Consider the following 14,184-nt stretch of genomic DNA (forward strand, 5'->3'; position numbering starts at 1 on the left):
GAGAAGAAGGCATACGAGAAGTGACTACCGATACGCAGGATTCCGTCGTCCGTGACGGCGTGCACTACCACCAGTTCGACATCGTGATCGTGGGCGCCGGCGGCGCCGGCATGCGGGCCGCCATCGAGGCGGGCCCCGGCGCGCGCACCGCGGTGATCTCGAAGCTGTACCCCACCCGCTCCCACACCGGAGCGGCCCAGGGCGGCATGGCGGCGGCGCTCGCGAACGTCGAAGAGGACTCCTGGGAGTGGCACACCTTCGACACCGTCAAGGGCGGCGACTACCTCGTCGACCAGGACGCGGCGGAGATCCTCGCCAAGGAGGCCATCGACGCGGTCATCGACCTCGAGAACATGGGCCTGCCGTTCAACCGCACCCCCGAGGGCAAGATCGACCAGCGCCGCTTCGGCGGGCACACGGCCGAGCACGGCAAGTCGCCGGTCCGTCGGGCCTGCTACGCGGCCGACCGCACGGGCCACATGATCCTGCAGACGCTGTTCCAGAACTGCGTCAAGCTCGGCATCAACTTCTTCAACGAGTTCTACGTGCTCGACCTCATCACGGTGAAGGACGACGCGGGCAAGACCCAAGTCGCCGGCGTCGTCGCGTACGACCTGGCCACGGGCGAGCTGCACGTCTTCCAGTCGAAGGCCGTCATCTTCGCGACCGGCGGCTTCGGCAAGATCTTCAAGACCACCTCGAACGCGCACACCCTCACGGGCGACGGCGTGGGCATCGTGTGGCGCAAGGGACTCCCCCTCGAGGACCTCGAGTTCTTCCAGTTCCACCCGACCGGCCTCGCCGGCCTCGGCATCCTCCTCACCGAAGGTGCCCGCGGCGAGGGCGCGATCCTGCGCAACGCGTCGGGCGAGCGCTTCATGGAGCGCTACGCCCCCACCATCAAGGACCTCGCTCCCCGCGACATCGTCGCGCGCTGCATGGTGCAGGAGGTGGCAGAGGGCCGCGGCGCGGGTCCCCACAAGGACTACGTGCTGCTCGACTGCACCCACCTGGGCGCCGAGGTGCTCGAGACCAAGCTGCCCGACATCACCGAGTTCGCCCGCACCTACCTCGGTGTCGACCCGGTCGTCGAGCCGGTGCCGGTCATGCCCACGGCCCACTACGCCATGGGCGGCATCCCCACCAACAACGACGGCGAGGTGCTCGCCGACAACGACACCGTCGTGCCGGGCCTGTACGCCGCCGGCGAGTGCGCGTGCGTGTCGGTGCACGGCGCCAACCGCCTGGGCACCAACTCGCTGCTCGACATCAACGTCTTCGGCAAGCGCAGCGGCCGCAACGCGGTGAAGTACGTGCAGACGGCCGACTTCGTACCCCTGCCCGAGAACCCCGCCGCCTTCGTGTCGGACATGCTCGAGGGCCTGCGCAACAACCAGGGCACCGAGCGTATCGCCGTGCTGCGCAAGACGCTGCAAGACGAGATGGACAAGGGCGCGCAGGTGTTCCGCACGCACGACTCCCTGCAGCACGTGCTGGGCGTCATCGCCGAGCTGCGCGAGCGGTACAAGAACATCCACGTCGACGACAAGGGCCAGCGGTTCAACACCGACCTGCTCGAGGCCGTCGAGCTGGGCTTCCTGCTCGACATCGCCGAGGTCGTCGTCTACGCCGCGCAGAACCGCGAGGAGAGCCGCGGCGGCCACATGCGCGACGACTTCCCGAAGCGCGACGACGAGAACTACATGAAGCACACCATGGCGTATCTCACGGGCGACCCGCACTCCTCCGACCCGAGCGACCACATCGAGCTCGGCTGGAAGCCCGTCGTCTTCACCAAGAACGAGAAGGGCGAGTACAACTACCCGCCCATGGAGAGGAAGTACTGAGCATGTCGAACGCAGTTGCCGAGGCCCCCGCAGCGGCCGCGGAGGACACCGGCATCCAATCCTTCATCGTCACCTTCAACATCCGCCGGTTCGACCCCGAGGTCGACGCCGAGCCGCACTGGGTCGACTACGACGTGGAGCTCTACTCCACCGATCGCGTGCTCGATGCGCTGCACAAGATCAAGTGGGAGGTCGACGGCTCGCTCAGCTTCCGCCGGTCGTGCGCCCACGGCATCTGCGGATCGGACGCGATGCGGATCAACGGCCGCAACCGACTCGCCTGCAAGACGCTGATCAAGGACCTCGACATCTCGAAGCCGATCTACGTCGAGGCGATCAAGGGTCTGCCGCTCGAGAAGGACCTCATCGTCGACATGGAGCCGTTCTTCGCGTCGTACCGCGAGGTGCAGCCGTTCCTCGTCGCCAACTCGGTGCCCGAGAAGGGCAAGGAGCGCACACAGTCGATCGCCGACCGCGAGATCTTCGACGACACCACGAAGTGCATCCTGTGCGCTGCGTGCACCTCGTCGTGCCCCGTGTTCTGGACCGACGGGCAGTACTTCGGCCCCGCAGCGATCGTCAACGCGCACCGCTTCATCTTCGACTCGCGCGACGACAACGCCGCCGTGCGCCTCGACATCCTCAACGACAAGGAGGGTGTGTGGCGCTGCCGCACCACCTTCAACTGCTCCGAGGCGTGCCCCCGCGGCATCGAGGTCACCAAGGCCATCGCCGAGGTCAAGCAGGCCGTGCTGCGCGGACGCCCCTGACCGGCATCCGGCATCGTCACGCGAACAGGCGGCTCTCCTCGGAGGCCGCCTGTTCGCGTTTCCGGGCGACCCGCTTTCCGTCGGTCGGATGCCGGCGGATAGTGTGAGAGGCGTGTCCGGCTCCCGTCCCCTCCGTGAGCGCCTCGAGGCGCCGATCGAGCGCGTGACGGAACTGAAGGACCGCACCCTCGCCGCGTTCCCGGTGCGCGTCTGGCGCAACTTCGCGTTCAGCAACGGGTTCCTGCTGTCGGCGGGCATGAGCTACTACGTGCTGTTCGCCCTGTTCGCGCTGCTGTACGTGGGGTTCGCGAGCGCCGGCCTGTGGCTCGGGGGCAGCGACACGGCGGTCGAGGCGCTCGTGCGACTCGCCAACACCTACATCCCCGGCCTGATCGGGCCGGATGGACTGTTCACCGTCGGAGACGTCACGCAGATCGCCCAGAACGCGACCGGCGTGCTGGGCGTGACCGGTGCGATCGCGGTCGGCATCGCGCTGTGGACCGCGGTGAGCGCGGTGACCTTCACGCGGCGCGCGGTGCGCGACCTCTTCGGGCTGCCGTTCGATGCGCGCGCCTATTGGCTGCTGAAGGCGAGGGATGCCTTCGCGGCGGTGGTCTTCGGCGGCGCGATGCTCGTGGGCGCCGTGCTCATCTCGCTCAGCGCCTGGGCGCTGGAGCAGGTGTTCGCGCTGTTCGCATGGAGCACCGACTCGTGGGTCTTCTCGTTCGGGGCGCAGATCGCGTCGGTGGCCGTCGCGTTCGCGCTCGACGCGGCGGCTTTGGCGATGCTCGTGCGGTTCCTCACCGGCACGCAGCTGCGGTGGAGGTTCATCGTGCCGGGCGCCCTGCTCGGCGGGGGCGCCATGACGGTGCTGCAGCTGGGGGCCGGCCTGCTGCTCTCGCACGTGCCGAGCAACCCCCTGCTCGCTTCGTTCACGGTGATCATCGGGCTGCTGCTCTGGTGCCGCTGGCTCGCGATCGTGATGCTGATGGCCGCCTCGTGGATCGCCGTGGCGGCGGAGGACCACGATCAGCCTCTCGAGAACGTCGACGCCGAGACCGCGCGCCGCGCCGAGCAGCAGGCGCTCCTGGTCGCTGCACGGGTGCGGCTGCGGGAAGCGCACGAGGCCGCGGATCACGCGCCCTGGTATCGGCGCCTCGGAGCGGAGCGCGAGCTGCGGTCCGCGCAGGCCGCGCTGGCCGAGGCCAGGGCGGATGCCGAGGACGACGGCGTCACGGCGGGGAATGTCCGACCCCGACCGTAGGCTGGAGGACATGCCCCACCTGCGTGTCGCCTCCGTCAATGTCAACGGCATCCGTGCCGCCGCCCGCAACGGCATGAGCGGCTGGCTCGACGATGCCGGCGTCGACATCCTCACCCTGCAGGAGGTCCGCGGTCAGGACGAGCACCTCGAGGCCGCGCTTCCCGGCTGGTCGATCGTGCACGACGAGGCCACGGCGAAGGGGCGCGCGGGCGTCGCCATCGCGAGCCGCGTGCCGGCGCTGGCCGCGCGCACCGCGTTCGGCCCCGACGACTTCGACGCCAAGGGTCGGTGGATCGAGGCCGACTTCCTGCTCGGCGACCGTCCGCTCACGGTGGTGAGCGCCTACGTGCACTCCGGTGAGGCCGACACCCCCAAGCAAGACGAGAAGTACCGCTTCCTCGACGCGTTCGGGCCCCGGCTCGGCGAACTCGCGGCCGACGGTGCCTTCGCCCTCGTCACGGGCGACCTGAACGTCGGGCACCGCGAGCTCGACATCAAGAACTGGCGCGGCAATCGCAAGAAGGCGGGCTTCCTCCCCCGCGAGCGCGCCTACTTCGACCGGTTCCTCGGCGAGGCGGGCACGGAGGTCACCGGGGTCGACGGCTCGGTGGGCACCGGGCTCGGCTGGGTCGACGTCGGACGTCGCTTCCACGGCGAGGTCGAGGGGCCGTACACCTGGTGGTCGATGCGCGGCCAGGCGTTCGACAACGACTCCGGGTGGCGCATCGACTACCACCTCGCGAGCCCCGCGCTCGCCGACCGCGTGGTCGATTACCACGTCGCCCGTGCGGCCGCCTACGACCAGCGGTGGAGCGACCACGCCCCGGTGGTCGTCGACTACTCCTTCTGAGAGTCCGGCTCCCCCGCCGTCGTGTCGGACTCGGCCGAGACGTGACGGTACCAACCGCGGTACTCCAGCACGGTGCCGACCAGCGGGTTCACGGCGCGCATGTCGATCGTGCGACGAGCGTTCTCGGTGTCCCACCCGTCCACGAGATCGACGTGGATGCCGAGGATGCCGCGCAGGGCGATCCGTCGCCCGCCGATGCGCAACGCGATCCTCCGCGTGCGCATGCGCAGGAACCCCTCGTCGGTGACGCTGCACTCCTCGATCAGCTCGACGCGACCGCGGGCGCCGAGCAGATTCCGCACGAGGCCGGCGTGCACGCTCACCGTGAGCCGGTCCGAGATGAACTGCGTGCCCGAGGGGAAGCGGAACGCCCGCTCGCTGTCGAGCGTCGCGCGGCCGAGTGCATCGGTCGCCGATCGCGTGGTCAGGGTGAACGGCACGTCCCGTCCGTGACGGGTCACGAGCATGCGCCGCCCGACGAACGGGCGGGCGAGCGCGGTGAGGCGACCGAAACGGCTGCCCGCGACCGCGAACACCCCCTCCGCCCGAGCCTCCGCGCCCTCGGCGCGCATCTGCGCCCGCAGCTCGGGGTGCAGCGCGTCGACCCGGTCACCCAGGGCTCGGAGGAACACCTCTCCCTGTCCGATCATTCGCGCACCTCCTCCCGATAGGGCTTGACGGTCTCGGGGACCGCGTCCGTCGGCACGTACGCGCAGCGGAACTCGCCCCGGTAGCCGAACAGGAAGCCCAGCAGGTCGTTGTGCACCTCGAGGTCGATCACGAAGCAGTCCTTCTCGTCGTCGAAGTGCTCGACGAGGTGGGCGCGGCCACTGAAGATCATCGGGAATCGGAACGCGACCGGCCCCTCGTAGAACCTCTGCTCGCCGGAGGTGAGGCGCAGGCCGCCGTTCTCGGTGACGGCGAGGTCGAGATCGACGGCGAGATGCTGGTGGGTACCGAGGTAGTCGACGACGCGTCCGCGCGCCTCGCTGTAGATCATGGTCGCGTCGAACCGGCGCCTCCGGCCCGGGCGCGTGGTCATGGTGCGCACGAAGGTCACCGTCTCGCGGCCGAAGCCGTCGAGATACACGTGATTGTCGATCTGGAACGGGATGCCGCGTCCGTGCTCCGACAGGAGGATGTTGCGCATCGCCCCGAGGAGGAGGAACGGGCGCGTCCACCACGGTCCCCGTCGCACCTCGGTCATCACGCCGCGCCCGACGCATCCGTAGCCCGCCGTGAGCCCGACGCCGAACCGGCGCTGCATCTGCGGGTGCAACCGCTCGAAGTCGGTGCCGAGGGCACGCACGAACACTCCGTCGCTCATCGATCGATCCTCTCCAGCGATGCGGGGGCGTCTTCCATGATCCGTCGCGGGCCGCGCTGCGGAGGACGCGAGAGGCATCGGCGCGCCCGTGCCCGCGGGCGTCCGGGCAGCAGGCTGCGCCACCACGTCGTGCGTTCCGGCTCGATGCCGCTCTCGGCCCACATCCGCAGACGGTCGAAGCTCCATGCCGTCATCCACCAGACCACGCGCCGGGTGATCCAGCGATCGAGCACGCGGCCGATCGGACCCCACCCCGGCGCGTAGTCGTAACCGGTGAGGAAGCGCACGCCATCAGGGGTGGGCACGTACCTCCAGTAGCCACGGCCCTTCCCGAGCGGCGACAGTCGGTCGGACGTGTCGAAGAGCAGCGCCGAGGTGCGCTCCCCGCCGGCGGACCGCCGTTCCCCGAGCGAAACGCCCGTGCCGCGGATGGTGTGCACCCCGAGGTCGAGCTCGTAGACGAACTCCTGCGCGCCGTCGTCACGGATGCGGGTCGGGCGGATCGCGGTGAACCGCGCATCCCATCGCACGTGCTCCTGCGGCGTCTGCGTCAGCTCCCATACGCGGTCGAGGGGCGCGTCGATCAGGATCTCGACGTACAGCGCCCTGTCGCGTCGAGATGCGCCTGCCTTCTCCCCCATCCCGCCAGCGTAGGGACGAGCGGGCGGGAGCGGGGGCGCACGCGGCATAGGATTGCAGGGTGACCAAGCCTCGCCTCTACTCCGGAATGCAGCCCTCCGCCGACTCCCTCCAGATCGGCAACTACATCGGGGCGCTCCTCCAGTGGCGAGACCTGCAGTCGTCGTACGACGCGTTCTTCTCGGTCGTCGACCTGCACGCGATCACGGTGGCGCAGGACCCGGAGGTGCTGCGCGAGAAGACGCGCCGCACGGCCGCCCAGTACATCGCCGCCGGCATCGAACCGTCGCAGTCGACTCTCTACGTGCAGTCGCACGTGCGGGCGCACGCCGAGCTCGCCTGGATCCTGAGCACGATCACCGGTTTCGGCGAGGCCAGCCGCATGACCCAGTTCAAGGACAAGTCGGCGCGCCAGGGCCAGGACGCCACGAGCGTCGGGCTCTTCACCTACCCCGTACTCATGGCCGCCGACATCCTGCTCTACCAGACCGACGTGGTGCCGGTCGGCGACGACCAGAAGCAGCACGTCGAGCTCACGCGCGACCTCGCCGAGCGGTTCAATTCCCGCTTCGGCGAGACGTTCACGGTCCCGATGCCGGTGATCCAGAAGGACACCGCCCGCATCTACGACCTGCAGAACCCGACGTCGAAGATGTCGAAGTCGGCCGAGAGCGACGCCGGTGTGCTGTGGATGCTCGACGACCCCGCGAAGTCGGCGAAGAAGATCATGCGCGCCGTGACCGACAACGAGGGCGCCGTGCGCTTCGACCGTGAGAACAAGCCCGGCGTCTCGAACCTGCTCACGATCTACGCGGCGCTCACCGGCCGCCAGGTCGCCTCGATCGAAGACGAGTACGCCGGCCGCGGGTACGGCGACTTCAAGAAGGGTCTCGCCGAGGTCGTGGTGTCGGAGTTCCAGCCCGTGCGCGACCGCGCTCTCGAGCTGCTCGACGACCCGGCCGAGCTCGACCGCATCCTCGCCGAGAACGCCGGACGCGCGGATGCCGTCGCCGACGAGACCCTGAGCCGCGTCTACGACCGCGTGGGTCTGCTCCGCCGCGTCTGACGACGCCCGCCCCTAGGATGGCCTCGTGACCGATCCTCAGTTCCCGGCGCCGCACGGCGTCGTGCCCCCGGCCCCGCCCGCTCCTCCGGCCGTGCCGCCGGTGCCGCTGGCACCCGGCTTCGTCGCGCCGCCGCAGCCGCCGGCATCCTCCCCGTCCGCTCCGCAGGCCCCGGGGTACGCGCCCGCGCCGCAGGCTCCGAGCTACGCGCCGGCGCCGCAGCAGCAGTACGCCACCCCGCCCGGTGCGTATCAGGTGCCGGTGGGCGGCTACGCCGCGCCGACCGGCGACTACCGCACGCCCGACGCCTCCGGTCGCCCGTCGAAGCTCTTCGGCCTGCTATCGCTCGTCCTGGGCCTCGTCGCGACCGTCGTTACTCCGATCGTCGCCGCCATCATGGGCTACGAGATCGGGCGGCGCGTGCCCGAGGCAATCATGGAGCTGAGCGGCGAGAGCTCCGTCAGCTCGCTCGCCTTCCTCTCCCCGGCCCGCGACCAGGTGCTGTGGGCCGAGATCGGCTTCTGGACCGGCACGATCCTGGGCGTGACGGCGATCGTGCTCGGCATCCTCGCGATCGTGCGCAAGCGCGGGCGTGGTCAGGGCATCGCCGGACTCGTCATCGCGGTGATCGGCCCGGTGCTGTTCTTCCTGCTGCTGGGCATCGGCCTCGGCGTCGGCGCGGGTGCCGGAGCAGCCTCGTACTACGGCTGACACCCACCCGTCCCCGGGCGGCCGTGAGGCACGCTCGTCGACCGGTTCCGCGCGTCAGCGCGGGGCGTGGTGCTTCTGCTGTGCGGCGAGCAGGCCCTCGCCGATCACCTGCTCGACGGCGTCCGCGGCATCCGACACGAGGATCGGCAGATTCGCGCGCTCGTCCTTTCCGAACGGCGCGAGCACCCAATCGGCCGGATCCTGGCGACCGACCGGTCGGCCGATGCCCACCCGCACCCGCGGGAAGTCGGGCGTCGTGAGGGCGCGCGCGACGTCGCGCACCCCGTTGTGGCCGCCGTGCCCTCCCCCGGTCTTGAGCTTGAGCGAGTCGAACGGGATGTCGAGCTCGTCGTGCACGACGATGATGCGCTCCGGCGGCACCGAGTAGAACCGCGCCAGCGCGGCCACCGGAGTACCCGAGACGTTCATGAACGTGTTCGGCTTCGCCAGCACGACCTTGTCGGCACCGGGCCGCAACCAGGTCTCGACGACGCGGGCGCCGCCCTTGTGCTCGCGGAACGACTCGCCGCGCCGCGCCGCCAGCTCGTCGACGACCATCTGACCGATGTTGTGGCGGGTCGCCTCGTACCGCGGACCGGGGTTGCCGAGTCCGACCACGAGCCAGGTGGAAGTCATGCCGTCGTCCTCTCGTTCCGCCTCGCGGGCGGTGTGCGGGTCAGGGTACGACAGAGGGGACGCGATCCGATCGCGTCCCCTCTGTCGTACGGCGGGCGGAGATCACTCCGCGGCGGTCTCCTCGGCGGCGGGCTCGTCGCCCTCTGCTGCCTCGGCGTCGTCCTCGACCTCGAGGGCCGGGATCGAGATCGCGACGACGAGCACGTCGCCCTCGGTCAGCAGCGAGGCGCCCTTCGGGAGGGTGACGTCGGCGGCGGTGACGTGCGCGCCGTCCTCAAGTCCCTCGACCGAGACCTCGACGTTCTCGGGGATGTGGGTCGCCTCGACCTCGAGCGACAGCGTGGTCGCGTCGAGGTTCGCGATGGTGCCGGCGGCCGACTCACCGGTGACGACGACGGGAACGTCGATCGTGACCTTCTCGCCCTTCTTCACGACGAGCAGGTCGATGTGCTCGATGATCTGGTGCACCGGGTCCTTCTGCACGTCCTTGACGAGCGCGAGCTGCTCGGTGCCCTCGATGTCGAGCTCGAGCAGCGCGTTGGCACGACGGATGATCAGCGAGACCTGGTGGCCCGGCAGAGCGACGTGCACGGGCTCGGTGCCGTGGCCGTAGATGACGGCGGGGATCTTGCCGGCGGCGCGCAGACGGCGGGCGAAGCCCTTGCCGAAGCTGTCGCGCAGCTCGGCGTGGACCTTGGTGTCTTCAGACATGAGGTTCTCCTTCGGGGCACGCAGCGAAGCGCCGCGCGGTGGTCTGTGGTTCGTGTTCTCGAGAGGGACACGGGAAAAGAGCCACCGGGACTCGCTTCGCCGCGTCGATAACGGATGCCCGCGCACGCGCGAAAGCGTCCCTCGCCGAGGTACTCGGTCAATGGTACCGGATGACCCGGTAGGCTGAGGACACCGTTCCCTCTCGCAGATCTCGGAGACCTCCATGCTCGACGGCGCCCTCTTCTCGCACATCATCCTCTGGGTCATCGGCGCGATGACCGTGTGCGCCGGCGTCGCGAGCTTCGCGGCCCTGTTCTCGCTCGGGCGCTCGGGCTACCGCAAGGACTGATCGCTCCCGCGCACCCCGGCGCCGACGGCATCCTCGATCGCCGTCACCTGCGCGACCACATCGCCGGGAGCCACACGCGCTCCCCATTCGTCGGGCTCCACCGGTTCGAGCGTCTCGAGCTGTGAATCGAGCAGTGCCGCCGGCATGAAGTGGCCGGGCCGCCGGCGCATCCGCCGCTCCAGCTCGTCGCGGTCGACGCGCAGCTCGGCGAAGAACGTGTCCGGCGCCTCGGCCCGGATCGCGTCGCGATAGGCCTTCCGCAGCGCGGAGCACGCCACGACGATGCGGCCATGAGCGGCGAGAGTCGTGCCGACGACACCGAGCCAGGGCATCCGATCCGCGTCGTCGAGCGGGATTCCGGCGGCCATCTTCTCGACGTTGGTGAGCGGATGCAGGTCGTCGGCGTCGACGAAGGTCGCTCCGATTCGCTCGGCCAGAGCGCGGCCGACCGTCGACTTGCCGCAGCCGCTCGGCCCCATCACGACGATGCGCACGGTGTGCATGCAGGGCCTCAGTAGAACTCGACGGTGTCGACGACCGCCTGCAGCGGACGTCCGTCGATCAGGCGGCCGGCGTTCTCGGCGAAGCGGCGCGCGATGCGCTCCTCCTCGCGGGCGTCGATGGCGGCGGTGTGCGGGCTGACGAGCACGCGCGGGTGCGTCCACAGCGGGGAGTCGTCGGCGAGCGGCTCCTGTTCGAACACGTCGAGACCGGCGAACGAGACGCGGCCGTCATCGAGCGCGTCGAGGAGCGCGGCCTCGTCGATGACGGATCCGCGCCCGACGTTGGTGACGATGACGCCGGGCCGCACCGCGGTGAGCACCTCGGCGCCGATCAGATGCTCGGTCTGCGCCGTGCCGGGAAGCGTGACGACGATGGCATCGACCTCGGCCACGACGTTGGCGAGGTCGTCGATCGGCACGAGGCGGTCGACGCCGTCGACCGGGTCGCCGGAGCGCGTGGTGCCCCACACGGTCGCGCCCAGCGCATGGAACCGACGAGCGCACTCCGTTCCGATCCCGCCGAGTCCCACGACCAGCACGGTCAGCTCGTCGAGCTGCCGCATCCGCCACCGGTCGGGCCAGGTGCGGGTGCGCTGGTCGTCGAGCAGACGGGGAAGGCCCTTCGCGCCCGCCAGCACGGCGAACACCGCGAACTCGGCGAGCGGTCCGCCGTGCACGCCGGCGCTCGTGGTGAAGGCGACGCGGTCGAGCTCGCCGCGATCGAGGCCGGCGGCCTTCACCGTCGATCCTCCGCCGGCCGCGGTCGTCATGACCCACCGCAGCCGCGGGTTGGCGCGCACGGTGCGGGCGAGCGCGTCGGCATCCACATCGGGGATGCCGAACAGCACGTCGGCGGAATCGACCATCCGCTCGTACGCCGACTGTTCTGCCGGGGTGCGGGTGTGCGACGGGTCGCCCGACCAGTCGGCCGGCCATCGCGCCGGATGCTCCAGCGTGTGATCGCGGACGACCTCGACCCGGGGCTCGATCTCCTCGATGAGCCGGCACAGCTCCTCGGGAAGGGGAACCGCCACGACCGCCCTGAGCCTGCTGCCGCTGTCCGCCACGCTGTTCCTCCTCGAGTCGCCGTCCTCCCAGCGTAGAGGCCCCTGCCGCGGCATCCCTCCCTGCACCGACACGGGACATGACACACGCGCGCGACCGTCCCGCGACAGCGATACCCTGAGGGCAACCCTTCTTCACGATCGAGGAGCCTTCTGTGCCCGCAGCATCAGCGAATATCGGAGTCGTCGGACTCGCCGTCATGGGGTCGAACCTCGCCCGCAACCTCGCCAGCCGCGAGGGCAACACGGTGGCGATCTTCAACCGCAGCTACGAGAAGACCCAGACGCTGCTCGACGAGCATCCGGAAGCCGGTTTCGTCGCGGCGTCGACGTACCAGGAGTTCGCCGACAGCCTGCAGAAGCCGCGCACCGCGATCATCATGGTGAAGGCCGGCCGTCCCACCGACGCCGTCATCGACTCGCTGCTCGAGGTGTTCGAGCCGGGCGACATCATCGTCGACGGCGGCAACGCCTACTTCCCCGACACGATCCGCCGCGAGAAGGCTGTGCGCGAGACGGGCGTGAACTTCGTCGGCGCGGGCATCTCCGGTGGGGAGGAGGGCGCCCTCACCGGCCCCTCGATCATGCCCGGCGGCTCGGACGAGTCGTGGGTGACCCTCGGCCCGATCCTCAAGTCGATCGCCGCGGTCGCCGAGGGCGAGCCGTGCGTGACGCACGTCGGCCACGACGGCGCCGGTCACTTCGTGAAGATGGTGCACAACGGCATCGAGTACGCCGACATGCAGCTCATCGCCGAGGCCTACGACCTCATCCGCCGCGGGACCGGCAAGTCGCCCGCCGAGATCGCCGACATCTTCGCCGAGTGGAACCGCGGTGAACTCGAGTCGTACCTCATCGAGATCACCGCCGAGGTGCTGCGTCAGGTCGACGCCGCGACGGGTCAGCCGCTGGTCGACGTGATCGTCGATCAGGCCGGCGCCAAGGGCACCGGCGCGTGGACCGTGCAGACCGCTCTCTCGCTGGGCGTGCCCGTCTCGGGCATCGCCGAGGCGACCTTCGCCCGTTCGCTGTCGAGCCACCCCGAGCAGCGCGCCGTCGCCGGATCGCTCCCCGGCCCCGACGAGGAGTTCACGGTCGCCGACGGCGACGTCGAGGCGTTCATCGAAGACGTGCGGCTCGCCCTGTACGCCTCGAAGATCGTCGCGTACAGCCAGGGCTTCGACGAGATCCGCGCGGGTGCGGCCGAGTACGGCTGGAACATCGACCTCGGCGCGATCTCGAAGATCTGGCGCGGCGGATGCATCATCCGCGCCCAGTTCCTCAACCGCATCGCCGACGCATACGCCGAGACCCCCGACCTGCCGGTGCTCATGACGGCCCCGTACTTCGCCGAGGCCCTCACGCGCGGGCAGTCCGCGTGGCGCCGCGTCGTCATCGCAGCCGCCACCGCCGGCATCCCCGCCCCCGCCTTCTCGTCGTCGCTGTCGTACTACGACGGCATCCGCGCCGACCGCCTCCCGGCGGCTCTCGTGCAGGGGCAGCGCGACTTCTTCGGAGCGCACACCTACAAGCGCATCGACAAGGAGGGGACGTTCCACACCCTCTGGTCGGGCGACCGCACCGAGATCGAGGCCGAAGACACGCACTGACCTCGGTGTGAGCATCACGGAGGGCCCCGGCGCACGCCGGGGCCCTCCGTGCATCCGCTCCTAATGCGTGATGTCCTGCACGACCCCCTGCGTGAGACGGAGCCGCCGCGTCGCACGACGCGCGACGGCGGAGTCGTGCGTCACGACGATCATCGTGAGGCCCTCCGCGCACAGGGACTGGAGCAGGTCGAGCACCTCGTCGCGCATGCTCTCGTCGAGGTTCCCGGTCGGCTCGTCGGCGAGCAGCACGCGTGGCCGCTTCACGAGAGCACGGGCGATCGCCACGCGCTGCTGCTGACCACCCGAGAGCTCGGACGGCAGGTGCTCGCCGCGGTCGCTCAAGCCGACGTGCGCGAGAGCCTCGGCCACGCGAGCGCGGCGCTCCGCCCGGGCGGGCGACGAGGGCTCCAGCGCCATATCGACGTTCTCGGCGGCCGTGAGGGTGGGGATGAGGTTGAACGCCTGGAAGACGAAGCCGATCTCCTCGGCCCGGAGACGCTCGAGCTCGCGCGCGGATGCCGAGGCGAGTTCCGTGCCTCCGATCGTGAGCGATCCCGCGGTGGGGCGATCGAGGGCGCCGAGGAGTTGCAGCAGGGTCGACTTCCCCCCGCCCGTCGGGCCCTGGATCGTGACGAACTCGCCGGCCCCGATCTCGAGGTCGACGCCGCGCAGCGCCGTCACCTCCCGCCCCTTCCGGCGGTAGGTGCGGGTGACGCCGGTGGCGCGGTACAACGGCGTCGGGGCATCCGTCGAACCGTCGATCGTCGAGGTGTGGGTCATGCTCATGAGGTGGGCTCCTGGTCTGCGAGGGTCGTTGGGGTCATGGGGGTCATGGGGGT

General features: G+C 70.1%; 16 protein-coding genes. 8 read left to right on the forward strand and 8 right to left on the reverse strand.

What is annotated here, in order from left to right; genetic code table 11:
- Nucleotides 1–20: 20 nt before the first annotated feature.
- From sdhA to RWS82_RS13145, 4 genes are all read left to right on the forward strand, one after another.
- Nucleotides 21–1,847, forward strand: a complete 1,827-nt coding sequence (gene sdhA / locus RWS82_RS13130; RefSeq protein WP_314650864.1) for a succinate dehydrogenase flavoprotein subunit — start codon at nucleotides 21–23, stop codon at nucleotides 1,845–1,847.
- A gap of 2 nt (nucleotides 1,848–1,849) precedes the next feature.
- Nucleotides 1,850–2,617, forward strand: a complete 768-nt coding sequence (locus RWS82_RS13135) for a succinate dehydrogenase iron-sulfur subunit (protein WP_314650866.1) — start codon at nucleotides 1,850–1,852, stop codon at nucleotides 2,615–2,617.
- A gap of 112 nt (nucleotides 2,618–2,729) precedes the next feature.
- Complete coding sequence (locus RWS82_RS13140; protein ID WP_314650868.1) at nucleotides 2,730–3,881, forward strand: YihY/virulence factor BrkB family protein; 1,152 nt, start codon at nucleotides 2,730–2,732, stop codon at nucleotides 3,879–3,881.
- Nucleotides 3,882–3,891: 10 nt separating this feature from the next.
- A complete protein-coding gene (locus tag RWS82_RS13145) occupies nucleotides 3,892–4,731 on the forward strand; it encodes an exodeoxyribonuclease III (RefSeq protein WP_314650869.1) in 840 nt (279 codons plus the stop codon).
- Here RWS82_RS13145 and RWS82_RS13150 read toward each other — a convergent pair.
- The 3 genes from RWS82_RS13150 to RWS82_RS13160 are packed head-to-tail and all read right to left on the reverse strand — an operon-like array spanning nucleotide 4,719 to nucleotide 6,699.
- Nucleotides 4,719–5,381 carry a DUF4166 domain-containing protein gene (locus RWS82_RS13150; protein ID WP_314650871.1) on the reverse strand — a complete coding sequence of 221 codons (663 nt, stop codon included), beginning with the start codon at nucleotides 5,379–5,381 and terminating at the stop codon, nucleotides 4,719–4,721. The two genes, RWS82_RS13145 and RWS82_RS13150, sit on opposite strands and share 13 nt — an antisense overlap.
- A complete protein-coding gene (locus RWS82_RS13155; protein WP_314650873.1) occupies nucleotides 5,378–6,058 on the reverse strand; it encodes a DUF4166 domain-containing protein in 681 nt (226 codons plus the stop codon). Before RWS82_RS13155 ends, RWS82_RS13150 begins: the two co-directional genes overlap by 4 nt.
- A complete protein-coding gene (locus tag RWS82_RS13160; protein WP_314650876.1) occupies nucleotides 6,055–6,699 on the reverse strand; it encodes an SRPBCC family protein in 645 nt (214 codons plus the stop codon). Before RWS82_RS13160 ends, RWS82_RS13155 begins: the two co-directional genes overlap by 4 nt.
- Nucleotides 6,700–6,758: 59 nt before the next feature.
- Between RWS82_RS13160 and trpS the strand changes: the two genes are divergently transcribed.
- Both trpS and RWS82_RS13170 read left to right on the forward strand, forming a co-directional pair.
- The gene (trpS, locus tag RWS82_RS13165; protein WP_314650878.1) at nucleotides 6,759–7,763 is read left to right on the forward strand and encodes a tryptophan--tRNA ligase; all 1,005 of its coding nucleotides are present in this window, start codon (nucleotides 6,759–6,761) and stop codon (nucleotides 7,761–7,763) included.
- Nucleotides 7,764–7,788: 25 nt separating this feature from the next.
- Nucleotides 7,789–8,472, forward strand: a complete 684-nt coding sequence (locus RWS82_RS13170; RefSeq protein WP_314650880.1) for a DUF4190 domain-containing protein — start codon at nucleotides 7,789–7,791, stop codon at nucleotides 8,470–8,472.
- 54 nt (nucleotides 8,473–8,526) lie between these two features.
- Here RWS82_RS13170 and pth read toward each other — a convergent pair whose 3' ends face one another.
- The gene (gene pth / locus RWS82_RS13175; RefSeq protein WP_314650881.1) at nucleotides 8,527–9,108 is read right to left on the reverse strand and encodes an aminoacyl-tRNA hydrolase; all 582 of its coding nucleotides are present in this window, start codon (nucleotides 9,106–9,108) and stop codon (nucleotides 8,527–8,529) included.
- A gap of 102 nt (nucleotides 9,109–9,210) precedes the next feature.
- Nucleotides 9,211–9,819 (reverse strand): 50S ribosomal protein L25/general stress protein Ctc, encoded by a 609-nt coding sequence (locus RWS82_RS13180; RefSeq protein WP_314650883.1) that lies wholly within the window; start codon nucleotides 9,817–9,819, stop codon nucleotides 9,211–9,213.
- 223 nt (nucleotides 9,820–10,042) lie between these two features.
- Between RWS82_RS13180 and RWS82_RS13185 the strand changes: the two genes are divergently transcribed.
- A complete protein-coding gene (locus RWS82_RS13185) occupies nucleotides 10,043–10,168 on the forward strand; it encodes a hypothetical protein (protein WP_314650885.1) in 126 nt (41 codons plus the stop codon).
- Here RWS82_RS13185 and RWS82_RS13190 read toward each other — a convergent pair.
- Nucleotides 10,153–10,671, reverse strand: a complete 519-nt coding sequence (locus RWS82_RS13190; RefSeq protein ID WP_314650887.1) for a gluconokinase — start codon at nucleotides 10,669–10,671, stop codon at nucleotides 10,153–10,155. The two genes, RWS82_RS13185 and RWS82_RS13190, sit on opposite strands and share 16 nt — an antisense overlap.
- Nucleotides 10,672–10,679: 8 nt before the next feature.
- Nucleotides 10,680–11,738: a D-2-hydroxyacid dehydrogenase gene (locus tag RWS82_RS13195; protein ID WP_314650888.1), complete on the reverse strand. Its 1,059-nt coding sequence runs from the start codon at nucleotides 11,736–11,738 to the stop codon at nucleotides 10,680–10,682.
- A 152-nt stretch (nucleotides 11,739–11,890) separates the two neighbouring features.
- On the opposite strand from RWS82_RS13195, the gene gndA reads away from it, so the two are divergent.
- On the forward strand, nucleotides 11,891–13,345 hold the full coding sequence (gene gndA / locus RWS82_RS13200) for an NADP-dependent phosphogluconate dehydrogenase (protein WP_314650890.1): 1,455 nt from the start codon (nucleotides 11,891–11,893) through the stop codon (nucleotides 13,343–13,345).
- 60 nt (nucleotides 13,346–13,405) lie between these two features.
- Here gndA and RWS82_RS13205 read toward each other — a convergent pair whose 3' ends face one another.
- The gene (locus RWS82_RS13205; RefSeq protein ID WP_314650892.1) at nucleotides 13,406–14,131 is read right to left on the reverse strand and encodes an ABC transporter ATP-binding protein; all 726 of its coding nucleotides are present in this window, start codon (nucleotides 14,129–14,131) and stop codon (nucleotides 13,406–13,408) included.
- Nucleotides 14,132–14,184 lie beyond the last annotated feature (53 nt).

The sequence above is a fragment of the uncultured Microbacterium sp. genome, assembly GCF_963528945.1.
In the GTDB taxonomy this organism is placed as follows: domain Bacteria; phylum Actinomycetota; class Actinomycetes; order Actinomycetales; family Microbacteriaceae; genus Microbacterium.

Coding starts and splice junctions, on each gene's coding strand:
- RWS82_RS13145 (WP_314650869.1), top strand. CDS start 3,892: ATGCCCCACCTGCGTGTCGCCTCCGTCAATGTCAACGGCATCCGTGCC.
- RWS82_RS13205 (WP_314650892.1), bottom strand. CDS start 14,131: ATGAGCATGACCCACACCTCGACGATCGACGGTTCGACGGATGCCCCG.
- RWS82_RS13150 (WP_314650871.1), bottom strand. CDS start 5,381: ATGATCGGACAGGGAGAGGTGTTCCTCCGAGCCCTGGGTGACCGGGTC.
- RWS82_RS13180 (WP_314650883.1), bottom strand. CDS start 9,819: ATGTCTGAAGACACCAAGGTCCACGCCGAGCTGCGCGACAGCTTCGGC.
- RWS82_RS13155 (WP_314650873.1), bottom strand. CDS start 6,058: ATGAGCGACGGAGTGTTCGTGCGTGCCCTCGGCACCGACTTCGAGCGG.
- RWS82_RS13135 (WP_314650866.1), top strand. CDS start 1,850: ATGTCGAACGCAGTTGCCGAGGCCCCCGCAGCGGCCGCGGAGGACACC.
- RWS82_RS13190 (WP_314650887.1), bottom strand. CDS start 10,671: ATGCACACCGTGCGCATCGTCGTGATGGGGCCGAGCGGCTGCGGCAAG.
- RWS82_RS13160 (WP_314650876.1), bottom strand. CDS start 6,699: ATGGGGGAGAAGGCAGGCGCATCTCGACGCGACAGGGCGCTGTACGTC.
- RWS82_RS13185 (WP_314650885.1), top strand. CDS start 10,043: ATGCTCGACGGCGCCCTCTTCTCGCACATCATCCTCTGGGTCATCGGC.
- pth (WP_314650881.1), bottom strand. CDS start 9,108: ATGACTTCCACCTGGCTCGTGGTCGGACTCGGCAACCCCGGTCCGCGG.